18 protein-coding genes and 1 tRNA gene are annotated in these 25,081 nt (G+C 41.7%); 17 read left to right on the forward strand and 2 right to left on the reverse strand.

Going from position 1 to position 25,081, the window contains the following annotated elements; genetic code table 11:
• Nucleotides 1–11: 11 nt before the first annotated feature.
• Nucleotides 12–3,281: a TonB-dependent receptor gene (locus ISX59_RS01675; protein ID WP_032539312.1), complete on the reverse strand. Its 3,270-nt coding sequence runs from the start codon at nt 3,279–3,281 to the stop codon at nt 12–14.
• Nucleotides 3,282–3,619: 338 nt separating this feature from the next.
• Here ISX59_RS01675 and ISX59_RS01680 point away from each other — a divergent pair, with 338 nt between their 5' ends.
• The 8 genes from ISX59_RS01680 to ISX59_RS01715 all read left to right on the forward strand — a co-directional run bounded on the left by ISX59_RS01680 (nt 3,620) and on the right by ISX59_RS01715 (nt 12,579).
• A complete protein-coding gene (locus tag ISX59_RS01680; RefSeq protein WP_220575655.1) occupies nt 3,620–4,111 on the forward strand; it encodes a PepSY-like domain-containing protein in 492 nt (163 codons plus the stop codon).
• Between the two features lie 1,056 nt (nt 4,112–5,167).
• Nucleotides 5,168–5,689: a hypothetical protein gene (locus ISX59_RS01685; protein WP_255580112.1), complete on the forward strand. Its 522-nt coding sequence runs from the start codon at nt 5,168–5,170 to the stop codon at nt 5,687–5,689.
• A gap of 214 nt (nt 5,690–5,903) precedes the next feature.
• A complete protein-coding gene (locus ISX59_RS01690) occupies nt 5,904–6,371 on the forward strand; it encodes an HU family DNA-binding protein (RefSeq protein WP_005805993.1) in 468 nt (155 codons plus the stop codon).
• 209 nt (nt 6,372–6,580) lie between these two features.
• Nucleotides 6,581–8,914, forward strand: a complete 2,334-nt coding sequence (locus tag ISX59_RS01695) for a transglycosylase domain-containing protein (protein WP_220575591.1) — start codon at nt 6,581–6,583, stop codon at nt 8,912–8,914.
• An 11-nt stretch (nt 8,915–8,925) separates the two neighbouring features.
• Complete coding sequence (locus ISX59_RS01700) at nt 8,926–9,294, forward strand: 2-amino-4-hydroxy-6-hydroxymethyldihydropteridine diphosphokinase (RefSeq protein WP_005805998.1); 369 nt, start codon at nt 8,926–8,928, stop codon at nt 9,292–9,294.
• 29 nt (nt 9,295–9,323) lie between these two features.
• Nucleotides 9,324–10,082: a 3-deoxy-manno-octulosonate cytidylyltransferase gene (gene kdsB, locus ISX59_RS01705; RefSeq protein ID WP_005777647.1), complete on the forward strand. Its 759-nt coding sequence runs from the start codon at nt 9,324–9,326 to the stop codon at nt 10,080–10,082.
• Nucleotides 10,079–11,365 (forward strand): pitrilysin family protein, encoded by a 1,287-nt coding sequence (locus tag ISX59_RS01710; protein WP_005777648.1) that lies wholly within the window; start codon nt 10,079–10,081, stop codon nt 11,363–11,365. Before kdsB ends, ISX59_RS01710 begins: the two co-directional genes overlap by 4 nt.
• A gap of 50 nt (nt 11,366–11,415) precedes the next feature.
• On the forward strand, nt 11,416–12,579 hold the full coding sequence (locus ISX59_RS01715; protein WP_220575592.1) for a phosphatidylinositol-4-phosphate 5-kinase: 1,164 nt from the start codon (nt 11,416–11,418) through the stop codon (nt 12,577–12,579).
• An 80-nt stretch (nt 12,580–12,659) separates the two neighbouring features.
• Here ISX59_RS01715 and ISX59_RS01720 read toward each other — a convergent pair whose 3' ends face one another.
• The gene (locus ISX59_RS01720) at nt 12,660–13,598 is read right to left on the reverse strand and encodes a ribose-phosphate pyrophosphokinase (RefSeq protein WP_005777652.1); all 939 of its coding nucleotides are present in this window, start codon (nt 13,596–13,598) and stop codon (nt 12,660–12,662) included.
• Between the two features lie 131 nt (nt 13,599–13,729).
• Between ISX59_RS01720 and ISX59_RS01725 the strand changes: the two genes are divergently transcribed.
• The 9 genes from ISX59_RS01725 (at nt 13,730) to ISX59_RS01765 (ending at nt 25,069) form a co-directional block, all read left to right on the forward strand.
• Complete coding sequence (locus ISX59_RS01725; protein ID WP_220575593.1) at nt 13,730–18,205, forward strand: DUF5113 domain-containing protein; 4,476 nt, start codon at nt 13,730–13,732, stop codon at nt 18,203–18,205.
• A gap of 26 nt (nt 18,206–18,231) precedes the next feature.
• The gene (locus tag ISX59_RS01730) at nt 18,232–18,960 is read left to right on the forward strand and encodes a DUF5932 domain-containing protein (RefSeq protein WP_005777656.1); all 729 of its coding nucleotides are present in this window, start codon (nt 18,232–18,234) and stop codon (nt 18,958–18,960) included.
• Entirely contained in the window at nt 18,950–20,404 is a 1,455-nt protein-coding gene (locus ISX59_RS01735; RefSeq protein WP_022012743.1) for an AbgT family transporter, read from the forward strand. Before ISX59_RS01730 ends, ISX59_RS01735 begins: the two co-directional genes overlap by 11 nt.
• 90 nt (nt 20,405–20,494) lie before the next feature.
• Nucleotides 20,495–20,568: transfer RNA gene (locus tag ISX59_RS01740), tRNA-Arg, on the forward strand.
• A 250-nt stretch (nt 20,569–20,818) separates the two neighbouring features.
• On the forward strand, nt 20,819–21,517 hold the full coding sequence (locus tag ISX59_RS01745; RefSeq protein WP_005806010.1) for an SOS response-associated peptidase: 699 nt from the start codon (nt 20,819–20,821) through the stop codon (nt 21,515–21,517).
• 174 nt (nt 21,518–21,691) lie between these two features.
• Complete coding sequence (locus tag ISX59_RS01750; RefSeq protein WP_005806012.1) at nt 21,692–22,429, forward strand: hypothetical protein; 738 nt, start codon at nt 21,692–21,694, stop codon at nt 22,427–22,429.
• Nucleotides 22,430–22,549: 120 nt separating this feature from the next.
• Nucleotides 22,550–23,533, forward strand: coding sequence for an aminodeoxychorismate synthase component I (locus ISX59_RS01755; protein WP_080594334.1), 984 nt, complete (start codon nt 22,550–22,552; stop codon nt 23,531–23,533).
• Nucleotides 23,517–24,113 (forward strand): aminotransferase class IV family protein, encoded by a 597-nt coding sequence (locus tag ISX59_RS01760; protein ID WP_005777672.1) that lies wholly within the window; start codon nt 23,517–23,519, stop codon nt 24,111–24,113. The genes ISX59_RS01755 and ISX59_RS01760 overlap by 17 nt, the downstream gene beginning before the upstream one ends.
• A 287-nt stretch (nt 24,114–24,400) precedes the next feature.
• Nucleotides 24,401–25,069 (forward strand): DUF2461 domain-containing protein, encoded by a 669-nt coding sequence (locus tag ISX59_RS01765; RefSeq protein ID WP_005777676.1) that lies wholly within the window; start codon nt 24,401–24,403, stop codon nt 25,067–25,069.
• Nucleotides 25,070–25,081 lie beyond the last annotated feature (12 nt).

Below are 25,081 nucleotides of genomic sequence, written 5' to 3' on the forward strand. Positions count from 1 at the left end.
GTCTGGTAAAATTAGAAGTTAACATTTAAGCCAATAGAAATCGTTCTCTGCAAAGGATAGAGCTTACCGTCTCCCCAGTCGCTACCCAATAATTCCGGATCAAATACTCCGCTGATTCCCGAGAAGGTCAACAGATTGTCTCCGGACACATAAACACGTACCGATTCCATTGCTGCTTTCCGGGTCCATGTTTTGGGCAGAGTGTAGCCAATCTGGGCATTCTTCAGACGGCAATATGCGGCATTCTGTAGATATCCGCTTTGTACTTTCTGGTTTTTATCCGTATTAAAATAGGGTTTTGGGTAGTAAGCATTAGTGTTTGCACCGAGAGGATCACCTTCCGGACGCCAATAGTCCATGTGCTCTTTGAATGCAGTTGATTGCCATAATCCGCCATTTGCTCCCCAGAAGTACGGACCGTCCAGCCAGTAATCTCTTTTCATCACTCCCTGCAGGAATACTGAGAAATCGAATCCTTTCCATGCTCCGGTCAGTGTCAGACCGAAATTATACCTGGGTGTGCTGTTACCGATAATTGTTAAGTCACCATGATCTTCCAGAGTGTTCGATCCGTTGTTAACCCCTTCTTTTCCATCCAGGTTTGCATACATAATGTCACCGGCTCCCCAGTTTGTTCCCCAGTTGGGTGTGCCTCCGTTGGCCAGGTGCGCATTCATTTCCTCTTGGGTTTGTGCGATACCAACAGTTTTGTATCCCCAGATGTCACCCAATATCTGTCCATTATAGTATACGTCCGAAGAGAGTGAATTCGTCGGGTTTGGATATTTCAGTATCTTACGTTTTCCATCAGATAAAACGAATCGCGCACTATAATCAAACTCGCTGATGCGGTCTCTCCATGAGAGCTCCAGCTCCCAACCGTATGACTTCATGTCGCAGTTGTTCACTTGAGGGGGTAGAGCTCCCAGTACGGGGGGTAATATAGGAGCAGGACCTATCATATCGTATGTGTAACGGTTATAATAACCGACCGATCCTGTCAGGCGATTATTGAGCAAACCAAAATCCAGACCGAGATCCCATGATTCAATGGTTTCCCATGTCATCAGTGAATTAACGATGCCCGGCAGTTGAGCTGTATTTTGTTTCTTGCCGTCGATCAGCCATCCGGAATTGGCAGATCCCGTAATCATATTTTGATAAAAGGGATACCAGGCATTGGCCTTATCCGTGTTGTTGTTGCCAAGCTGCCCCCAAGAGCCCCTCAGCTTTAAGGTGCCGATAATACCGGCCAAAGGACGGAAGAAATCTTCACGTGCGATATTCCATCCGGCTGAAAAAGAAGGGAACAATCCCCAACGCTTATTGCCTACAAACCGTGAAGAACCGTCATAACGCAGATTGGCTTCTAACATATACCGCTCTTTGTAGTTATAGTTCACACGTCCGAAGAAACCGGCAATTGCTCTTTCGCGTGCCCATGCATTTGCCTTCTGATTGTCCTGAGTCAATCCTAAAGAAGGAACATTCGAACTGATCAGGTCAGTTCCGAATCCGGTCATTCCGCTTGGCCGGAAAAGTTCGGCGTTGAAACCACCCATCACTTTAAAATAATGATCACCGATTGTTTTTGCATAGTCGCTGTAAATGTTGCCGGAGAAGTAATCTTCATCTTCACGTTCGTCCTGAACCTCTGAATATCCGGCCGCTCCACCGTTCCACGACAATAAGTAAGGTTTGTTGTTCACGTCATATCCATAGATCGGTAATACTGCCCAATGTTGCTTTCGTGTATAGGTACGCATACTTCCCTCTACTACAATTCGCCAGTCTTTGACGGGCTCGAAGATAGCTTGCAGCTGATTGGTATACCAGTTTTTCTGGCTCGTTTGCACACCTCCCTCTTCCAACTGAATGATTTCCATATTGGGCATGTAATGACCGTTCGGATCCATGGGAGCACAGGTCGGCCAGCGGCGGGCAATGTTATGAAAGAATGCGCCTGTCATGTAAGTTGGGCGGTCATAGTCTTCACGGGTCCATTTGCTCGTGTAGTTTAACGTGATCCACTCCGCAGGTTTTGCCGAGATTTTAGCATTCATCGTATAACGGTTGAAGTTATCTTCGCCGTGCTTGATAAGGCCATTCTGATTCAGGAAACTGCCGCTGATCATATAAGTCAGCTTCTCTGTTCCTCCACTGATACTGAGGTTGTGTTCCGTAGAGGGTGTCCAGCTTTTGTAAAACTCTTTAAACCAGTCTGTATTGGCAAAAGATCCTGCATAGCTTTTCCATTTGCCGTCCGGTCCGGCTTCCAGCCCGTAATACTCGGGAGTGGAAGGATCGGTAAACTTTCCGTTTTGGAAGTCCAGAATATTTTGCAATGCTTTTTCGTCAAAGGTAGGAGATTCCCCACCATTGGTCGAAGCCCGGTTAAAATACTGCGCAAAGGTGTAAGAATCCACCATGTCAGGCAACTGAATGGCATCCGAGAAACGTACATTACCCGAATAGTTTACACGTGTTTTGCCACTTTTACCACTCTTCGTAGTGATCAGGATGACCCCGAATGCCGCACGCGCACCATAGATCGATGAAGAAGCTGCATCCTTCAGTACAGATACCGATTCAATATCATTCGGGTTGACTGTATTCATGTCTCCTTCGATTCCATCGATCAGTACCAACGGACTACTGCTCGAACCATCGCTTATCGTACCTGCTCCTCGGATGTTTACGTTTAGTTCGCCATCCAGTGTACCACCGCTACTGCCCACGGACATGTTCAGTCCCGGAATAACTCCTTGCAGTGCCTGTGACACATTCTGTACGGGGCGCGACTCCAGGACGTCCGCATTGACCATACTTACAGATCCGGTAACGTTTACTTTCTTTTGTGAACCATAGCCCACAACTACTACTTCATCCAGTTGCTTTGAATCTTCCTGCATGGTGATATGGAGTTCCTTTCCGGTCACTTCCGTTGTGACAGTTTTGTAACCGATAAATGAAAACTCGAGGATAGCTCCTTTGGGAGTGTCAATAGAGAACTTTCCGTCCAAGTCGGTGATGGTTCCCGTATTGGTGCCCTGCACTTTTACGGAAACTCCGATAAGTGGTTCACCCGTGTTGTCGATGATTACACCGGTGGCTTTCACGGTTTGTTGTTGTATACTGGCAGTCGCTTGTGTTTTGTAAGTATCGGTCGTCGCTTGTGCCGACTGTGCGCACCACAGCAACAAAGTAGCAACTACTGTTTTCAGGCAGTGTTTTTCCCATACTCTTGTAAACCTTAAGGATAGGTTACTTTTTTTCGTCATAAATTAATAGGTTTGAGTTAAACATGTTTTTCAGTTTTTTACTTCTTTTGTAACTCCGTCCTCATTTCGGAATCGAAGTCTTGTTAGTTTTTGTTTTCTTCTACTTTTTCATAATTTTTCTTTTAAGTGATACAATTATTCCGGTTTCTCTGAAAAGAAACTAATTGATGAAGTAGACAAAGATTATGCCAGATGTGAAAAGATGGTATAAGGCACTAATGAAGTATAATACGGGGATGTAAATGTGGAATTCACCACAATTTTGTGGAATAAATCCACAAACAAAATCCGCTTGACGTTGTTGTTGTATCAAACTTAAATTAATAGAAACCCAAATGATAAAGAAGCTTAGCCCCCTTTTGTTGATGGCAATGTTGTTATTCATTTCCAGCACTGTTTTTTCAGCCGGTTTTCCTCCTCCCGATAAAGTGCAGGAAGCCTTTCAGAAAATGTATCCTAAAGTGACCACGGTCGATTGGGAACGAAAAGGAGATTATCACATTGCCGATATCAGGGTGAAAGGGCGGGAGCTAAACGTCTGGTTCAGTGATAAAGGTAAATGGTTGATGACAGAGACCGATGTCGAATCTTTGGAGGCTGTTCCTCCTGTTGTGGCAAAGGCCTTTATGCAAAGTACGATGGCGTCCATGCAATTGGAAGATGTAAGAATCATCACTTTTCCCAAGCAGCCGGCGGTCATCATAATCGAAGTGGAGGAATATGACACTGATTCGGAATTTCAGTTGTTTTATTCTCCGGACGGTAAACTCTTACAGACTCTTAATGTAAGCGAAACAGGAGGGGAGATTTATCCCGGACTGTTTAAATAGAGTTTGCTACATAATACCAGCTACTCTTTTCACCACAGCTAAACAAATTACGCAGATATTCAAATCACATCTATTGATTTCTTTTTTCTCTGTGTAATTTGTGAATCTGTGGTGACTAATCTATGAAGATCATTCCTTTTCTCCATGCGATTGTTCATTGAGATTTCTTTTTTATTGTGCCATGGTTTCAGAATCATCCTCAGATTTTGTATCGTTATCTTCTTATGCTCGTACAATTCATTCCCGGACGCAATTATTCTTTAGCTTTTCTCCAAAATTGCATTTGAGAAAGGTGTAGCCCAACTGTTGTTTGGGTGTAGCCATCCGATCGTTATGGCTACACCTTTCACCTTGGATAGCTACACCCTTTTCAGGTAATCAGTCTTACCTCCTTCCGATAATTCTCTTTGTAGGAACTATATCTTTTTGATTTTTAGAATATTATTTTGTTGTCTAACTTACATTTTACAAAATTGTCTGCATCTATGAAAGGGTATCTTGGTAAGATGATTACTATTACGAATCATAATAATATGATGATTGGAGTAACAACTGTCATGAAATACTATTTTATAGGATAGAAGAAAAAAAGAACAGATTCCTCTGTGAGTAATTAGACAAAACCGTATTTTTAGAGACATGATTATGTGCGGTCGGATGATATGTATATAAATTTCTGATAATTAATTTATTAGATATTAGAATTATGATGAAGTCCATAAGCTGATGTTGTAAATCTCGGAAGGAATGACTCTATGTGTGAAAATATCATTTGTTCTACATGTGATAGTATGCCAAAAGAGTCGTATCGAACAAATTGCGTAGTTAGATAGCCAGTGGACATTATCAATTTAAAGAATAAAATGAAAGATATTATTGATCTATTACAAAAGAAACGAATAAAAACTGTTGATGCCTTAAAGCAAGGCGAACAACATCAGTTCTCTTGCCTTCAACAAATAGTAAATAACATATCAGGTTTCAATTCCCAATTTTGGAGAATTGGAGACCTAGGATTATATGAAACCAAACATCCAATCAACATAGATTCTTTGAATGGAGATTTTTGTTGCGTGGTTTGACGTCGGGAATGAAAATTTTCCCACTGAAAAACAACTTGCCACATGGGAAGACTTTTGTAAAATCAGCCCAACGAACATGAAAGAAATGATTATCGAGGGACTTACGAAGTTATCAAGGCAAATGGATTTATTATTTGCTGATATCAAGCCTCAATATGGCTCAGTTTACAATCCAAAGGCGGTATCAAGAAACGCAAAGAAAGCCATTGAAGTGATGAGCAAAAACAACAGGTCTATCGGTCGGCAAGCTAAATCGATTTTCCAATGCACTTCTGTTGTGATTCCAAAGCAAGACAAGTCCCCAGTTCGGTTTATAATTCTAAACTTTCAGATCGGGCGGCATCCATATGAATTTGAAGCTGTCTTATGTGATAGTGTAGTATTTATCATTGGAGAAAACTCAGGTTTATGGACTCGACTTGATTGGGATTATGAATTTAATGTATCAGATTTTAATATTGCAACAGCTTTGCATCCATATTGGCGACAGAAATAATATGAGATTAAAGGCAGAGTAAAGAAAATAAAGCTATTCTGTAATGTAGTCGTGAGATCAGTTGATAATAAGCGAGTTATATCATAATCCTGAAAAACACTCCGTGAGGGGCTGTTTTGCTTGGTACTCTTCAGGGAAAACCGGATATTTGCACTGTTGATCAACGAAACGAGACTATAAAAATGAAATTTAAATCTTTAAAAAGAAACGTAGTATGAGTGTAATTTTTAAAACAGTGCAACGCCCGTCAGATCCGCGCGTTGAGAATTCTCCGAAGAGGTATTATCCGCAACTCATTACATTGGGTCGGTCGGTAAACCTGAAGTTTATAGCACAGAAAATCCAAGACCGTTCATCACTTTCGGTAGGTGATATTAAGAGTACGATTCAGAATTTTGTAGAAAAGTTGAAAGAGCAGCTGCTGGAAGGAAAAGCGGTAAACATTGAAGGATTGGGGGTGTTTATGCTCGCAGCCAAGTCGAAAGGTGCCGAAAAGAAAGAAGACATCACGGCCAAAAGTGTAGAGGCTGTACGTATCTATTTTCAGGCTAACAAAGAGTTGAAAATTACCAAAACGGCTACCCGTGCGGGTGAAAAACTGGACCTGATCAGTCTGGACGATTACCTGAAAGGGACAACTGATGGAGGAGACGGAGGTATCGTAGATGATCCGACGGCATAAAACGGCTGACGGAGAGGTAATGATCCTGTAACAGACGAATAGAAAACAGGATGTGTGTATGGCTTCCGGCCGATTCCCGAAAAAACGGGACGGCCGGGAGCCTTTTTTTACTTCGCTTAGGCTTTTTTGTGTGCAAACATGGAAGGGAACGCTTGTCAGATGGAAGGGAATGATTATCTTTGCAACTTCGAATAAAACTACGGAATAAAATGGTTAAGAAGATAGTAAAAGGCCTTTGGATTTTCTTTGCACTGATGGTGCTGGCAGGAATTGCAGTATTTGCTTCTATCGCTTATGGATGGATTGGATATATGCCTCCTGTGGAAGAATTGGAAAATCCAAATTACAAGTTTGCCACCGAAATTCTTTCGGAGGACGGTAAGGTTTTAGGAACATGGTCGCTTAGTAAGGAGAATCGTGTATATACCTCATATAATGAACTTTCACCTAACATCATCAATGCACTGATAGCAACGGAAGATGTACGCTTTGCCGAACATTCGGGCATTGATGCCAAGGCACTGATACGCGCTGTAGTGAAACGTGGATTATTGATGCAGAAAAACGCAGGTGGAGGTAGTACGCTCTCGCAGCAACTTGCCAAGCAGCTGTTCACAGATGAAGTTGCCAAAAACACTCTGCAACGTCTGTTTCAGAAACCGATAGAGTGGGTGATAGCCGTGAAATTGGAGCGATATTACACCAAAGAGGAAATTCTGAGTATGTATCTCAATAAGTTTGACTTTCTGAACAATGCAGTAGGAATCAAAACAGCTTCCTATACCTATTTCGGATGTGAACCGAAAGACTTGAAAGTTGAACAGGCGGCTACGCTGATCGGTATGTGTAAGAATCCTTCACTCTACAATCCGGTACGCTTTAATGAGCGCTCGCGTGGACGAAGGAATACTGTACTCGACCAGATGAGAAAAGCCGGATATATCACGGAGGAGGAGTGTGACTCGTTGCAGAACCTGCCGCTGGAGCTGGTATACCACCGGGTGGACCATAAAGAAGGATTAGCTACTTATTTTCGCGAATATCTGCGTGGTGTGATGAGTGCTTCTAAACCCGTTCGCAGTAACTATCGTGGCTGGCAGATGCAAAAGTTCTATGAAGACTCGATCGACTGGGAAATGAATCCGTTGTATGGCTGGTGTGAGAAAAATAAGAAAAAGGACGGTTCGAACTATAACATCTATACGGACGGGCTGAAAATTTATACAACCATCAATTCGCACATGCAGCGTTATGCCGAAGAGGCAGTGGAAGAGCATATCGGAGACTATCTGCAACCTCTGTTCTTCAAAGAGAAGAAAGGACGCAAAAAAGCTCCGTACAGCAATCAATTGACTCAAGAAGAGATTGACCGCATTCTGGACAGGGCAGTGAAGCAGACCAGCCGTTATCAGAGCATGAAAGCAGCCGGGGCCTCGGAAACAGAGATCAAGAAGGCATTCGACAAGCCGGAGCCGATGTCAGTCTTCACATGGCACGGTGAAAAAGATACCATTATGACTCCAATGGATTCCATCCGTTATTATAAACACTTCCTGCGTGCCGGATTTATGTCGATGGATCCGATAAACGGACAGGTAAAGGCATATGTGGGTGGGCCGAACTATACTTATTTCCAATATGACATGGCGATGGTGGGGCGCCGACAGGTGGGATCTACTATTAAACCCTATCTATATGCGTTGGCAATGGAAAACGGATTCTCTCCCTGCGATGAAACACGCAACGTGGAAATCACCCTTATTGATGAAAATGGAAAGCCCTGGTCACCGAAGAATACTTCGAAAGGACATTATGGTGAAATGGTAACTTTAAAATGGGGACTTGCCAACTCAAATAACTGGATATCGGCTTATTTGATGAGTAAACTGAACCCGTATGCGTTGGCACGTCTGATCCACACTTTCGGGGTACGCAATAAAGAAATTCAACCTACAGTATCTCTCTGTCTTGGTCCGTGCGAAATTTCGGTAGGAGAGATGGTCAGTGCTTATACAGCCTTTGCGAATAAGGGAATTCGGGTAGCACCTTTGTTTGTGACCAAAATAGAAGACAGTGAAGGCAATGTGTTGTCCACCTTCTCGCCACAGATGGAAGAGGTGATCAGTGCATCGAGTGCCTATAAGATGCTGGTAATGCTGCGTGCCGTAATCAATGAAGGTACAGGAGGACGTGTCCGCAGGTACGGAATAACAGCCGATATGGGTGGTAAGACCGGAACGACTCAGCGCAACTCGGACGGATGGTTTATGGGATTCACTCCTTCACTGGTATCCGGTTGCTGGGTAGGCGGTGAAGAACGGGATATCCATTTTGACTATATGAAAGACGGGCAGGGTGCTGCGCTGGCATTGCCCATCTGGACAAAATACATGCATAAGGTGTATGCAGACCAGACATTGGGATATGATCCGAAAGAGACTTTTAAACTCCCTGACGGATTTGACCCGTGCAAAGACTTCAGTATTTCGGGGGACAGCATCATAGATGAACCGGCATCGGGACTGGACGATTTATTCAATTAACGTAGTCAGTGATGCACTCCTGTCTGATTTGTATCGGAAGTAATTATAACCGGAAGGAGAATCTCCTTCTTGCCCGCAGGAGGCTGACGGCTCTGTTTCCCTCCATCCGCTTTACGGGTGAGCAGGAAACAAGGCCGTTATTCTTTCGTAATCCGGCATTATTCTCTAACCAAGTGGCTCGCTTCTATACTGATGCGGACGCCGAACGGGTGGTGAAAGAGTTGAAAACAATCGAAAAGGAGGCTGGAAGAGAGAAGGAAGACAAAAAGAGGGAAAAGGTTTGTCTGGATATCGACTTACTCGTTTTTGATAACCGGGTATTGAAACCGGAAGACTTGAAAAGAGACTATATTCTCAAAGGACTTGAAGAACTGAAGTAGCCTATGGCTCGCAACTAAATATAAGAAATATGAAATTTTTAGGAATAATTCCCGCACGTTATGCTTCTACCCGCTTCCCGGCAAAACCATTGGCTATGCTGGGAGGAAAAACGGTGATACAACGTGTATATGAACAAGTGGCCGGTGTACTTGATGATGCCTATGTAGCCACGGATGACGAACGGATCGAAGCTGCTGTAAAAGCATTTGGCGGCAAGGTAATAATGACTTCTGTTAACCATAAAAGTGGAACAGACCGCTGTTATGAAGCTTGTACAAAGATAGGCGGGGACTTTGATGTAGTGGTTAACATACAGGGAGATGAACCTTTTATTCAGCCTTCGCAGCTGAAAGCTGTAAAAGCCTGCTTTGAAGATGTGTCTACACAGATTGCTACTTTAGTGAAACCCTTTCCGGCAGATGACGAGCTTGCCGTGCTGGAAAATGTGAATTCTCCGAAGGTAGTACTGAATAAGAACATGAATGCATTGTATTTCAGCCGGTCTGTGATCCCGTACCAACGTAACGCGGATAAAAAAGATTGGTTGAAAAATCACACTTATTATAAACATATCGGACTATATGCATACAGAACAGAAGTACTGAAAGAGATAACTTCACTCCCACAGTCTTCGTTGGAGCTGGCTGAATCATTGGAACAACTTCGCTGGCTGGAAAACGGGTATACCATTAAAGTCGGAATCAGTGAAGTAGAGACAATCGGGATCGATACACCTCAGGACCTGGAAGAGGCAGAGAAGTTTTTACAGAAAAATAATTTATTATGAACCGGACACTTCAACCCGAAATTCAGGAATTAGTTCAGTTCAACATCCTTCCTCCGGAACGTACGGTAATGCCGAACGGAGTACCGTTGACGGTTATCAATGCCGGCGAACAGGATGTGGTACGCGTTGACATTTTGTTTGGTGGCGGACGTTGGCAACAGTCGAAAAAACTACAGGCATTGTTTGCGAACCGTATGTTGCGTGAAGGATCCCGGAAATATACCGCAGCAGAGATTGCTGAAAGGCTGGATTATTACGGGGCATGGCTCGAACTATCCAGTTCGGCGGAATATGCATATGTCACACTGTACTCACTGAATAAGTATTTTGCCGAAACGCTCGATGTGCTTGAATCGATTATCAAAGAGCCGCTTTTTCCGGAAAAAGAGCTGAATACGGTAATAGATGCCAATATTCAGCAGTATTTGGTTAATACGTCAAAAGTGGATTTTCTGGCACACAGGAGTCTACTGAGGGCACTTTATGGTGAAGAACATCCATGCGGACGCTATGTGGAGGAGACAGACTATCATAACATAACTCCAGACTTATTGCGTGAGTTTTATAATACGTATTATCATTCGGGAAATTGCTATATTTACCTTTCCGGTAAAGTAACGGACGAAATTACCCGCCGTATAGAAGCTGCATTCGGTACGGTTCCGTTTGGCAATCATCAGCAAAGGCTGGTTAAGAAAGAATATCCGTTTGTTGCGGTCCCGGAGAAGCGTATTTTCACGGAAAGAGAAGATGCAATGCAGAGTGCGGTGAAATTGGGAACTACAACTATCTTGCGAACACATCCCGATTATCTGAAACTACGAGTGTTGATCACTCTGTTCGGGGGGTATTTCGGCAGTAGATTGATGTCGAATATTCGTGAAGATAAAGGATATACCTATGGAATTTCTGCCGGGATCATGTTCTATCCGGGTAGTGGCCTGCTTGGCATCAGCACGGAGACAGCGAATGAATATGTAGAACCGTTGATACAGGAAGTTTACAAGGAGATCGATAAATTGCAGAATGACCGGGTGGCACCGGAGGAGCTGGCCATGGTACGTAACTATATGCTTGGAGAGATGTGCCGGAATTATGAATCACCTTTCTCACTGGCTGACGCTTGGATGTTTATCCTTACTTCCGGTTTGGATGATGCTTATTTTGCCCGCTCGCTACAAGCTGTGAAGGAGGTTACGCCGGAAGAAATACGGGAGTTAGCAGGTCGTTATTTGTGCAAAGAGAATTTAAAAGAGGTCATTGCAGGTAAAAAGTTAGCATAAAAATGCGTCAAAAGAAAGCAGCTTTAGTGTATAAATTGTATATTTGCCAAATGAAAACAACAAGATACATCTATACAGCACTCATTTTAGCGGCTCTTTCGCAAGGGAGTGCTGTCGCACAAAATAAAGGTGGATTCTTCAGCAAAGTGCGGGACACCTTCTCTACTGAAATTAAAATAGGAAACTACACGTTTAAGGATGGCTCCGTATATACCGGAGAAATGAAGGGACGTAAGCCAAACGGTAAAGGTAAGACTATTTTTAAGAATGGCGACGTTTACGAAGGGGAGTACGTAAAAGGTAAGCGTGAGGGATTCGGAGTTTATACTTTCCCAGACGGTGAACGGTATGAAGGACAGTGGTACCAGGACCAGCAACATGGCAACGGGATCTACTATTTTATGAACAATAACCGTTATGACGGTATGTGGTTTCAGGATTATCAGCACGGGCCGGGAACGATGTATTACCATAATGGAGACGTATATGTGGGTGACTGGGTGAACGACAAACGTGAAGGTAAAGGAACATACACTTGGAGAGACGGTTCCAAATACGTGGGCGACTGGAAAAATGATAAAAAAGACGGTAAAGGCGTATTGGAATGGAATGACGGTTGTAGATATGACGGTGACTGGAAAAATGATGTCCGTGAAGGTAAAGGAACCTTTGAATATACAAACGGTGAAAAATATGTGGGTGACTGGAAGGACGACTTGCAACATGGAAAAGGTATCTTCTTTCTGGGAGGCGACCGCTATGAAGGTTCATATCTGCAGGGCGAACGTACCGGTTCCGGTATATATTATCATGCTAATGGTGACAAATATGTAGGTAACTTCAAAGATGGCATGCAGGATGGTGAAGGTACGTTTACCTGGGCTAACGGTGCCGTATATGAAGGTGAATGGAAAGATAACAAGCGTAACGGACATGGAACCTATAAATGGAGCAACGGGGATGTGTACGAGGGAGAATGGAAGAATAACCAGCCTAATGGTAAAGGTACTCTTACTTTGACAAACGGTACCAAATATAAAGGTGGATTTGTGAACGGATTGCAGGAAGGCAATGGAGTGGAAGAAGATAAAAACGGGAATCGTTATGAAGGCTTCTTCAAGCAAGGTAAGAAAAATGGACCGTTTGTAGAAACAGATAGTACCGGAAAAGTAATCCGTAAAGGAACTTACAAATTCGGACGACTGGAACAATAGACAGAGCAGAGATAAGCATAAATAAAAAAACGTAGAACTGAAAGTTCTACGTTTTTTTATTGTCCTTTATCCTATCTTTCTTAGATAATGTATTGTGAACTGATGGATTCGTTGTTCATTACACGTTTAATTGTTTCGGCAAACATATCGGCAATGCTCAGCTGTTTTACTTTGACACATTTTTTAGAATAAGGAATGCTGTCGGTGAAGACCATTTCAGTCAGTCCTGACTCCTGAACACGGAATGATGCGGGATCGGACATTACACAGTGACTGGCAATGGCGCGTACTGAGTTGGCTCCGGCTTCAAGCATGATGTTGGCGGCTTTTGTAATAGTACCGGCTGTATCAACAATATCGTCAATCAATACTACGTTTTTACCTTTTACATCGCCGATGATTTGCATAGAGGCTACTTCATTTGCTTTCTCACGTGACTTATTGCAGAGAACCAGGGGTACACCCAAATACTTGGAGAATGTACTTGCTCTTTTTGAACCACCGACGTCGGGAGTTGCAATTACGAGTTCTTCCAGCTTCAATGACTGAATATAGGGGAGGAACACGGCCGAAGCATACAAGTGATCCACCGGAATATTGAAGAAGCCCTGAATCTGGTCTGCGTGCAAATCCATTGTGATCAGACGATCGATGCCTGCAACTGAAAGCAGGTCTGCTACCAGCTTTGCGCCGATAGAAACACGTGGTTTATCTTTTCTGTCCTGACGTGCCCATCCGAAATAGGGGACAACTGCAACGACGCTCTTTGCAGACGCTCTCTTGGCTGCATCGATCATCAGAAGAAGTTCCATCAAATTGTCAGAATTAGGGAAAGTGGACTGAACCAGGAATACGTGTGCGCCACGAATTGACTCTTCATAAGAAACTGCAAATTCACCATCAGCAAAGTGGGTGATATTCATGTTTCCCAAAGGACAATTGAGGCTTGCGCAGATTTTTTCTGCCAGGTATCTCGAATTAGTTCCCGAGAATACCATAAAGGGTGCTTTTTCGCTCATTGTGTGTAATAGTTGTTACCTATTGGTTATAATTTGCGCGCAAAGGTATGAATTATCTGGGCATTTTAAAAGACTTATTGTAGAAAAAATTGTAGTTTTGCTACCTGAACACTAATTGTATCCGAAAAGAAATGAATCCGCGTTTGCCTATAGTGCTTTTTTGTGTGTTGTTGCTAACGACATTCTTCTCTTGTGTCGATACAGCTCCAACCAAGGAGGTACAGCATATCGATTCGCTAAACCAACTGGCATATACTTATCGATATAGAAATCTGGATTCTTCTTGCCGGGCTGCGTCGCAGGCCTATAAAGAGGTTAGCATGTACCAGCAGGGAAAAGCGGAAGCCTCCAATAATCTTGCTTTCTGCGCTTTCATGCGGATGGATTTTGATAATGCGGAACGTTTGTATAAAGAGGTCTACAATCTGACGAAAAATGAACTGGAGCTTTTGATTGCTGATATCGGACTGATGAAAATTTATCAGCGGACAGCTATGAATAAAGAGTTCTATGATTACAGGAATAGTGCAATCCGGAGAATGAAGCGGATTGATGAAGAAAGTAACCTGTTTATAGATCGTCACGAAAGTGCCCGGTTGAATTATGCTTTTACAGAGTTTTTTATCGTTTCAGCGGTTTATTACTACTATCTGCAACAACGTGCCGAGGCGATGGCTTCGCTGAACGAAATACGGCAAAACGAGGAGTTGGCAGCCGATACAAACCAAATTCTCTATTTTCATTATATCAAAGGTTCAGCCGGTTTATGTGAGGGGAAAACACCGGAAGACCGGAAGCTTGAAGAGTTTGATGAACTGTATACCACTTGGAAAATGGCATCGGAGCAAGGATATTTATACTTCGAAGGAAATGGCTTGCAGGGGCTTGCCAATCTGATGGCATCTCCGGGTAGTTATGAATTATTCCTGAACAGGCGTTCGCATGCTCTGACAAGATTCGGTATGCCTGTAGATTCATTGTTGCCGTTGAGATTAGGACAAATGGCACTGGAACGTTTTCGCAAATATAACGACCTTTATCAAATAGCGGGTGCCTATGTATCAATCGGCAAATATCTGAATGCTCATGGGCGCTATGCAGAAGCGCTGGACACGTTGGCAAAAGCGTTGGATTGCGTGAACCAGCACCATATAACATATTACCATTCTGTAGCAGATACACTTGATAAACTGGAGGTGTTTGTCCCAAACAAAGATGTGGCATATACTGAAGTAACCTGGCTTGGGAAAGAAAAGGTGAAAACTGTGCCGGAATGGATCTCCAGAATACGTGAACAGTTGAGTGTGTCATTTGCGTGTCTGGGTATGAAACCGGCTTCGGATTATAATAGAAATGTCTATCTGGATATCTTGCGATATACCCGTCAAGACAAGGAACTGGAGAGTCGTTACCTGTCTCTGGAACAAGAATCCAGACAGTTGAATGTGGTATTATTTTTCGTAGTTATAGGGCTCGTACTGGTTGCTGTCATGTTTTGGCTGTTCAACAAAAGATCGAAAGTACGAAACCGCATCCATATTGCCCGTTTGAAACAAACATTGGATGTCTGTCAGAAAATCACCGCTTCTATCCCGGCTGATGTGGCGGATGAAAGTGAGATTGTACGTGCCATCGCTGGATCGATATTGCCGGATATGGAACAATTGTTTAGTGCGACAGGAATCAGAATCGGGGTGAGGGATGAAGAAGCTGGAGAAATTAAGTTTGACGAAGAATGTGAAAGTGAACAGGAAACTGAAGTAAAGCCGGGTAGCGAGATTGGTATAAGAGCCGACTTTAATTTATATGTACCCGATAAAACAGATCCTATCGGTATTTTGATTCTCTTTACCCGCCATCGGCTGAATAAAGACGAACAGGCGTTGGTGAAAGTAATAACTCCTTATATTGCTTGGGCATTAGACAATGGAATGACATTTATTTCATTGGGTGATGAACGAAATAAGCTGGAAAAACAAAGGTATGTTTATGAACAGCACATCGCCGGAAACAAACGTCAGAACCTGATAAAAAAATCCTGCCTGGCTATCGTAGACGGAATCAATCCGTATATAGATCGGATTATTAACGAAGTCCACAAGCTGACGGAAAAAGGCTTTATTAATGACGACCGGATAAAAAAAGAGAAGTACCAGTACATTGACGAACTGGTCACTACTATCAATGAATACAATGATATATTGGCGTTGTGGATTAAAATGAGACAAGGTTCACTTAGCCTGAATATTGAAAATTTTGAGCTGAACGAACTGTTTGAGTTAATAGGCAAAGGGCGTAAAGCTTTTGAAATGAAGAAGCAGAGGCTTGAAATAGAACCGACAGGGGCATTGGTAAAGGCGGATAAAGCTCTGACCTTGTTTATGATTAACACACTGGCCGAGAATGCCCGCAAATATACCCCGGAGGGAGGTACCGTAAAGATATATGCTGGGACGACCGATGAATATGTGGAGATTTCTGTGGAGGATAACGGACGGGGACTTTCGTCTGAAGATATAACGAAAATTATCGGTGAGAAAGTCTATGATTCTCAATCGATAGGGATGAAAGAAAGTACGGATCAAGAAGAACTGAAACGCAGTAAAGGCAGTGGGTTCGGACTGATGAACTGTAAGGGAATTATTGAGAAATACAAAAAGACCAACGACTTGTTCAGGGTGTGTACATTTAACGTAGAGAGCACACCGGGTAAAGGAAGTCGCTTCTATTTCCGGTTGCCTCCCGGGATACGTAAGATCTTCGGGATCTGGCTATACCTGATCATATCTTGCAGTTTCTTCTCTTGTCAGGATGAACCGATGCCGGAGAAACTGAAAGATGTCCCTGTCGACTCCGTAACCTTGGTAGCTGAAGAGGAATACGAACGTTTATTAGACGAAGCTTCCCGCTTTGCTGATACAGTGTACTATTGTAATGTGATAGAAAATTTTGAACTCGCTTTGCAGTATGCCGATTCGGCACTAAACCGACTGAATGCACATTATAAAAAGTATGCTCGCCATCCTCAACGATATATGAAACTGGTGGGGAGTGGAGTACCGGCCGAACTGGAATGGTGGGTGGAACCGTTCAATACCGATTTCCATGTGATATTGGATGTGCGAAACGAAGCGTCAGTCGCTTTCTTAGGTCTCAAAAAACTGGATGCATATAATTACAATAATGTCGCTTATACGGCATTATATAAACTGACTGGAGAAGATCAGTCTCTGGAAGGTTATTGCCGTCAACTGGAACGGTCGACTACTAATAAGACAGTAGGGATTATTTTGTGTATTCTTTTGTTAGTGGTTTCTCTTTGCGGCTATTATCTTTTGTACATGCGCAAACGGCTCCTGAACCGCCTGAATCTGGAGCAAGTCCTGGAGATTAACAAAAAAGTATTTGCCTCTTCACTGACACGTACGCAAGAATCGGCAGAAGCTTTGCAACGCGAAGAAGATACGCTGAAAGAGATACCACAGAGAATTGTAAATGAAGCTTTTGACTCGGTAAACGAACTTTTGACCATAGAGAGGTTAGGCATTGCTGTATATAACGAAATGGGACATCGGCTTGAGTTTGCTTCCAGTCCTCGCATGAATGTGACTCCGGAAATTGTACAACAATGTTTTGACTGTCAGTCTTATCTTTCGGACAAAGACATGCAAGCATTGCCTTTGCTGGTCGATGCGGGAGGTGAACATCAGTGTGTGGGTGTATTATATTTGGAAAGGCAGGAAGAAAGCATGCAAGAGGCAGACCGCCTGCTGTTTCAATTGATCTCCAGATATGTAGGCATTGTGGTTTTTAATGCAGTTGTCAGGCTTGCTACGAAATACCGCGATATTGAAGCAGCACATGAAGAAACAAGAAGAGCTTCATGGGAAGACAGTATGCTGCATGTACAGAACATGGTACTGGATAATTGCCTTTCGACCATTAAACATGAAACGATTTATTATCCGAATAAAATCAAACAGATCATCGGCAGGTTGAATGTGCAGTCCCTCTCAGAAGAGGAAGAGAAGGAGAGTGTAGAGACCATTAGTGAGCTGATAGAATATTATAAAGGTATTTTTACGATATTGAGTTCGTGTGTTTCACGTCAGTTGGAAGAGGTTACATTTCGGAGAACAACAATTCCGGTTGCCGATATAATGGCATATGCCGGTAAGTATTTCAAGAAAGCTGGTAAAGGGGGTGCTAATAAGATAACGATGGCTATAGAGCCTCTTGAAGCTAAAGTAATAGGAGATATCAATCAATTGCGTTTTCTTATGGAAAACCTGATTGATGAAGCCCTCTCTTTCCATCAGGATGGAGAGTTGATATTAAAAGCTGTCGCAGACGGAGAATACATTCGTTTCCTGTTTACAGACAGAAGACGTGAAAAACACGTAGAAGAACTGAACCTGTTGTTTTATCCGAATCTGGCACGTATGACTTCGGGGGAAAAAGGTGAGTTGCGCGGAACTGAATACTTGATATGCAAACAAATTATCCGTGATCATGATGAATTTGCCGGAAGACGCGGTTGTCGCATCAATGCCGAACCAGCACAGGGGGGAGGATTTACAGTCTATTTTACTGTACCTAAAAGATAAGAAAACTAATATACATAGATAATAGTATGGAAGATAAGAAATTTAAAGTAATTATTGTAGAAGACGTCAAACTGGAACTGAAAGGAACCGAAGAAATATTCCGTCATGAAATACCGAATGCCCAGGTAATTGGTACGGCAATGACGGAAAATGAATTCTGGCCTTTGATGGAGACTCAGTTACCCGATATGGTATTGCTGGATTTAGGGTTGGGAGGTTCTACGACGATCGGTGTCGATATTTGCCGGAACATATTTAAACGCTATCCAGGGGTGCGGGTGCTGATATTCACAGGAGAAATTCTAAATGAAAAGTTATGGGTAGACGTATTGAACGCCGGAGCAGATGGAATTATATTGAAAACAGGTGAATTACTGACCAAAACAGATGTGCAGGCCGTGATGGATGGCAAAAAACTGGTATTTAATTATCCTATTCTGGAGAAGATTGTCGAGCGGTTTAAAAAATCCGTTGCCAATGACGCTAAACGTCAGGAAGCTGTCATAAGCTATGATATCGATGAATATGACGAACGGTTTCTCCGCCACTTGGCCTTAGGATATACCAAAGAGATGATAGCTAACCTGAAGGGTATGCCTTTCGGAGTGAAATCACTGGAAAAACGGCAAAACGATTTGATTGGGAGGTTGTTTCCGCAAGGTGAACGGGTGGGAGTAAACGCAACCCGGCTGGTGGTTCGTGCATTAGAACTTCGCATTATCGATCTGGACAATCTGGAAGCCGATGAAGAGTAAATGGCGCATTCCGCATCCGGCAACGATGTTCTTCCTGTTTACGCTGGCAGTCATCTTTTTATCTTGGATATTCGATATCTATGGACTAAGGGTACAGCTTCCGCAAACAGGAGCGGAAATTCGTGTGCAGAGTCTGCTGAGTCCGGAGGGGATTCGCTGGATGTTGCGGAATGCGATCACTAACTTTACCGGGTTCGCACCGCTGGGCATGGTACTGACAGCAATGTTTGGCATCGGAGTAGCCCAACATTCCGGATTTATCGATGCTTGTATCCGACAGGGAGTGAAGAACCGGAGAAACACTAAAAAAATAATTCTTTGGGTGATTATCCTGGGATTGTTATCGAATATAGTGGGGGATGCAGGTTATATCATACTACTGCCGATAGCAGCTACTCTATTCTATTCGGTTGGATTGAATCCGGTAGCAGGAATCATCACTGCATACGTATCGGTATCTTGTGGCTACAGTGCCAATGTGATGTTGAGTACAATGGATCCGTTGATAGCCCGTACCACACAAGAGGCGGCCATCGACTCCGGAGTATATCAGGGAAACACAGGACCTTTATGCAATTATTATTTCATGTCTGTTTCTACATTTATTATTGGAGCTATTATTTATAGAATAACCTGTAAACAACTGATTCCTTCTTTGGGAGAATATGAAGGAATGCAAATATCTGAGGTCTATAAACAACTCTCACGGAAAGAACGTCGGGCTATGACTATGGCAATCGTAGTAGGGATGATCTACGCCTCAATCATACTATGGGCTACTTTTTCATCTTGGGGTATTTTGCGGGGAGTAAATGGAGGACTGATACGTTCACCTTTCATTATGGGCATTTTATTCTTACTATCGTTGGGAGCTGCAATCATGGGAATGGTCTACGGATTTAGTTCCGGACGTTATCGTACGGACGGAGATGTAATAGAGGGACTGGCAAAACCGATGAAGTTATTGAGTGGCTATCTTGTCATTGCTTTTTTTGCTGCTCAGATGTTTGCTTGCCTTGAATATTCACATCTTGATAAATGTGTGGCTATCATAGGGGCTAATTTGCTTTCTTCGGTGCAAGCAGGTCCATTATGGACTCTCATCCTGTTTATATTGTTCACTGCTGCAATCAATCTGATTATGGTTTCTGCGACTGCCAAGTGGGCCTTTATGGCTTTTATCTTCGTACCTGTATTTGCACGGATGGGGATTGAACCGGATATGACGCAATGCGCTTTTCGGATAGGTGACAGTGCGACGAATGCCATTACCCCATTTATGTTTTATATGCCTTTAGTATTAACCTATATGCAACAATACGATAAACAGGCCACTTATGGTTCGCTTTTAAAATATACTTGGCGATATTCTGTATATATATTGATAGGCTGGACTATGTTACTTTTTATTTGGTATTTAACTGGCTTACCTTTAGGATTATAGAATAGTGTGATGAAAATGTAAGTAAAAAAAGTCATAGATTCTTTTGGAGATTTCAGAAAAAGCACTACCTTTGCACTCGCAATCAAGGATGGTTCCGTAGCTCAGCTGGATAGAGCAACGCCCTTCTAAGGCGTGGGTCAAGCGTTCGAATCGCTTCGGAATCACAACGTAAAGGCAAGTAGTCTGTAAAAAGACTGCTTGCCTTTCGTCATTTTCTGGCTATCAGACACTTAGTACTATATCGTTTCAGATCAAAATCGTGCGAATTTCTTCAAAAAGGTAGAAAACATGCCCCAATAGGGGCATGGTAGAAAGAATTTAGAAAACAACTAAAGTAGTGGATGGAAACAAGTAAAGCCATCTGGATGTTATATAACCAATATTAATGAAATACTAACTATTAACTACTAAACCATGTGTTTTCATAATTCAATGTCTGCCAAAGCTATAAAACTGGCTACACGTTACGGACGAAAATCTGATATCATTGAGATATATCGGGATGTTCTTAACGAACAATATCACATTAACGCCTTTAACTTTCCCAAATATCCGATTATCACTGCATCTGATGAGATACAGGTATTCAATTGGGGACTTATTCCCTTTTGGGTAAAGACAGAAGAGGATGCTGAAGAGATGCGTAAAATGACCTTAAACGCAAGAGCAGAAACAATATTTGAAAAGCCGTCGTTTCGTGAATCTATAATGAGGAAAAGATGTATCGTTCCCTCTACTGGATATTTTGAGTGGAGACATGAAGAGAGTAAGAAGACTCCTTATTATATTTATGTTAAAAATGAATCCATCTTTTCAATGGCAGGCATTTATGACATCTGGACAGATAAGGAATCGGGTAGGCAGCATGCTACTTTCTCCATCATAACGACTGCTACAAATTCGTTGACGGATTACATACATAACACTAAACACCGAATGCCGGCTATTTTGTCACCGGAAGATGAAGAACAGTGGCTGAATCCTGAATTATCCCGCGAGAATATTGAATATTTCTTTAAACCATATTCTTCAGATGAAATGGGGGCATACCCGATAGGTAATGATTTTATAAAGAAAATGCCAACGGACAAAAGTATTTTGCAGCGGGCATAAAGTTGGTGTATGGCTTCCGGAATATTATCAGATTGGTATTTTATCACTTTTTTTAACGGAAAAATAACTATCGTTATTGACTTTTCAAAAAAGTCAAAAGATGAAAAAATATATTGTGTTTACATAAGATTCGTGTTACATTTGAACGATAAACAATTAAAAAACACAATAACCATGAAAAAAATTATTTTATTACTTGCTTTATGTTTTACCGCAAATAATTTCTTTGCGCAGACTACTGATCCGAATCAACTGAAGAATGAAGGTAATGACGCTTTGAATGCAAAAAATTATGCTGTTGCTTATGAGAAATATAGCGAATACCTGAAATTAACTAATAATCAGGACTCTGTTACTGCATACAACTGTGGCGTATGTGCGGATAACATAAAGAAATATAATGAAGCTGCCAACTATTTTGATATTGCAATTAAAAAAAGGTACAACTTAGCAAATGCATATATCGGTAAATCGGCTGCCTATCGTGATATGAAGAATAATAAGGAGTATATTGCTACATTGGCAGAAGGTATCAAAGCTGTTCCAGGCAATGCAACGCTTGAAAAGCTATATGCAATATACTATTTAAAAGAGGGGCAGAAATTTCAGCAGGCAGGCAATATTGAAAAAGCAGAAGAGAATTATAAACATGCAACTGACGTGAGCAGTAAAAAGTGGAAGACTGATGCTTTATATAGCTTGGGAGTTTTGTTCTATAACAATGGAGCAAGTGTTCTGCAGAAAGCAACTCCTTTAGCAAATTCGAACAAAGAAAAATATGCTTCCGAGAAAGCCAAAGCAGATGCAGATTTCAAAAAAGCCGTAGACTACCTGGGAGAGGCAATTACCTTGTCACCCAATAGAACTGAAATCAAACAGATGCAAGATCAAGCAAAAGGAATGATAAAATAAAAAGATTATCCTAAAGATAGAAGAGAATGGGGTTGCTAAAATCAGCAACCCTATTTTTTTGTATGCATCTGTTTTTTATTGTAAGTTTGTCACTTGAACTAAACAGTGAAAAAAAGAATGATGCAATCCTATAGTAAAAATGAAGCTATCGACCGTATAAATAAACTGGCCAAAACAGGAAAAGCGTTTCTGTTTATTATAAACTATAAACAAGATTGTTCTTTTGTAGAGCAGATAGATAATATAGACCCGTCTGAGCTTCTTTATAATCTGAATGGCTTTAGCAACTGTACGTCTGTACCTATACCTTTACAATCTCCTATAACATGGAGGCCGACCCCAATATCGCTTGTACAATATAAAACTTCGTTCGATATTGTACGCAGAAATATTCTGGGAGGAAATAGTTTTTTAACGAATCTCACCTGTATAACTCCGGTCGCTACAAATTTAGGATTGGAAGATATTTTTTATCATTCTCAAGCTTTATACAAACTTTGGCTGAAGAATCGCTTTGTCGTTTTTTCCCCAGAGATATTCATTCGTATAGAGAATGGGAAGATTTGTTCTTATCCTATGAAAGGAACAATGGACGCAACTTTACCTTCCGCCTTGGAGGTATTGATGGAGGATGAAAAGGAGGCGGCAGAACATGCCACAATTGTTGATCTGATACGGAATGATTTGAGTATGGTGGCAGATTGTGTAGCTGTAACCCGTTATCGCTATGTAGATACTCTCCATACAAATCACGGCCCTATTTTACAGACCAGTTCGGAAATCAGTGGGATTTTGCCGAAAGATTATGTTTCCTGTTTGGGAGATATTCTTTTCAAGCTTCTCCCTGCCGGTTCCATTACGGGAGCCCCAAAACATAAAACGATGGAGATAATAGAACAGGCGGAAAATTATGATAGAGGGTTTTATACTGGCATTACCGGATACTATAACGGAAAAAAGTTGGATAGTGCCGTCATGATTCGTTTCATTGAAGAACAAGATGGAAAAATGTTTTTTAAGAGTGGAGGAGGGATTACCTGTAAAAGTGACTTAGAAAGTGAATATAATGAAATGAAGCAGAAAGTTTATGTGCCAATTTATTGAAACAATACATATAGAGAGAGGAATAATATATAATCTGGATTATCACACGAATCGGATGAACCGGACACGTGCAGTTTTCTGGCCGGAACAGCCAGCGTTAGAGCTATCAAAATACCTTTATCCTGTATCAAGCGAAGGAGTGATGAAGTGCAGAGTAATCTATGGTCGCGAAATAGAGGAGATTACATATACGTCTTATCAGATACGTCCGGTACATTCTTTACAGATTGTTTATTCGGATGATATCGATTACACTTACAAAAGTACAGATCGGAGTGTAATTAATGAACTTTTCGCTCGCAGACAGGAACAAGACGACATACTAATTGTCAAGAATGGACTTCTGACAGATACATCTATAGGTAATATTGCTCTTTTCGATGGAAATGAATGGTATACCCCAAAACAGCCTCTCCTTAAAGGTACCCGAAGAGCATCATTGTTAGCTATGAATCTAATCAAGGAAAAAGAAATAACCGTAGAGCGGTTGTTTGAATACTCTCAAATCTGTTTATTCAACGCAATGATCGACTTTGGTAAGATAAAGATTGATGTCAATCAGGATCTCATACGGATATAACGATTATTAACAAGTTTATTTCTGGTCTGTTTGAACAAAACCTCTTTGGGGCATGTTATATAGATGTGTTTTTCATAGTATTAGATATAAGATTAATTAAAGAGATTGTACCAGCTTGTGATAAGTAAGTACGTCAGAAACAGAGGCGTCTGTTTTATTGATAAATGTGTTAAAGTGTCGGCTCTTTGTAGCCGACACTTTTTTTATACCTGTTTTTCGTCAATTTTATGGATAGTTACAAATAATTCTTATATATTTGTGGGATATAAACAGAAAAGAATGACACAATGAGTAATATACCTGTTATCTTTCGTTTTTTAAAAGACCTTACTGCGAATAACAATCGTGAGTGGTTTAATGAACATCGGGGTGAATATGAAATAGCCCGCATAGAATTTGAAAACTTCCTTTCTTCCGTAATTGCCCGTATTTCACTCTTTGACGAAAGTATCCGTGGCATTCAACCCAAAGATTGTACCTATCGTATTTACCGAGACACCCGTTTTTCTTCTGATAAAACTCCTTATAAGAATCATTTCGGAGGATATATTAATGCGAAAGGGAAAAAATCCAATCATAGTGGTTATTACGTACATATACAACCAGAAGGTTGTATGCTGGCCGGAGGTAGTTTATGCCTGCCACCCAACGTTTTAAAAGCATTGCGTCAATCTATTTATGATAACATTGACGAGTATCGTTCAATTGTGGAAGATCCTGAATTCAAAAAGTTCTTTCCAGTCGTTGGTGAAGATTTTCTAAAAACTGCTCCTAAAGGTTTTCCTAAAGATTTCAAATACATTGATTATTTGAAACCTAAAGAATTTACTTGTGCTTATTCTGTGCCAGACAGTTTTTTCCTGGCTCCTGATATTCTGGATAAAACAGAAGAGGTGTTCCGGCAATTCAAACGCTTTGCTGATTTTACGAATTTTACTATCGATGATTTTGAATAACGATTGGATAGG

The sequence above is a fragment of the Bacteroides sp. FSHCM14E1 genome (assembly GCF_019633785.1).
GTDB lineage: Bacteria > Bacteroidota > Bacteroidia > Bacteroidales > Bacteroidaceae > Bacteroides > Bacteroides hominis.

Coding starts and splice junctions, on each gene's coding strand:
- ISX59_RS01675 (WP_032539312.1), bottom strand. CDS start 3,281: ATGACGAAAAAAAGTAACCTATCCTTAAGGTTTACAAGAGTATGGGAA.
- ISX59_RS01685 (WP_255580112.1), top strand. CDS start 5,168: ATGGAGATTTTTGTTGCGTGGTTTGACGTCGGGAATGAAAATTTTCCC.
- ISX59_RS01690 (WP_005805993.1), top strand. CDS start 5,904: ATGAGTGTAATTTTTAAAACAGTGCAACGCCCGTCAGATCCGCGCGTT.
- ISX59_RS01695 (WP_220575591.1), top strand. CDS start 6,581: ATGGTTAAGAAGATAGTAAAAGGCCTTTGGATTTTCTTTGCACTGATG.
- ISX59_RS01700 (WP_005805998.1), top strand. CDS start 8,926: ATGCACTCCTGTCTGATTTGTATCGGAAGTAATTATAACCGGAAGGAG.
- kdsB (WP_005777647.1), top strand. CDS start 9,324: ATGAAATTTTTAGGAATAATTCCCGCACGTTATGCTTCTACCCGCTTC.
- ISX59_RS01710 (WP_005777648.1), top strand. CDS start 10,079: ATGAACCGGACACTTCAACCCGAAATTCAGGAATTAGTTCAGTTCAAC.
- ISX59_RS01715 (WP_220575592.1), top strand. CDS start 11,416: ATGAAAACAACAAGATACATCTATACAGCACTCATTTTAGCGGCTCTT.
- ISX59_RS01720 (WP_005777652.1), bottom strand. CDS start 13,598: ATGAGCGAAAAAGCACCCTTTATGGTATTCTCGGGAACTAATTCGAGA.
- ISX59_RS01725 (WP_220575593.1), top strand. CDS start 13,730: ATGAATCCGCGTTTGCCTATAGTGCTTTTTTGTGTGTTGTTGCTAACG.
- ISX59_RS01730 (WP_005777656.1), top strand. CDS start 18,232: ATGGAAGATAAGAAATTTAAAGTAATTATTGTAGAAGACGTCAAACTG.
- ISX59_RS01735 (WP_022012743.1), top strand. CDS start 18,950: ATGAAGAGTAAATGGCGCATTCCGCATCCGGCAACGATGTTCTTCCTG.
- ISX59_RS01745 (WP_005806010.1), top strand. CDS start 20,819: ATGTGTTTTCATAATTCAATGTCTGCCAAAGCTATAAAACTGGCTACA.
- ISX59_RS01750 (WP_005806012.1), top strand. CDS start 21,692: ATGAAAAAAATTATTTTATTACTTGCTTTATGTTTTACCGCAAATAAT.
- ISX59_RS01755 (WP_080594334.1), top strand. CDS start 22,550: ATGCAATCCTATAGTAAAAATGAAGCTATCGACCGTATAAATAAACTG.
- ISX59_RS01760 (WP_005777672.1), top strand. CDS start 23,517: ATGTGCCAATTTATTGAAACAATACATATAGAGAGAGGAATAATATAT.
- ISX59_RS01765 (WP_005777676.1), top strand. CDS start 24,401: ATGAGTAATATACCTGTTATCTTTCGTTTTTTAAAAGACCTTACTGCG.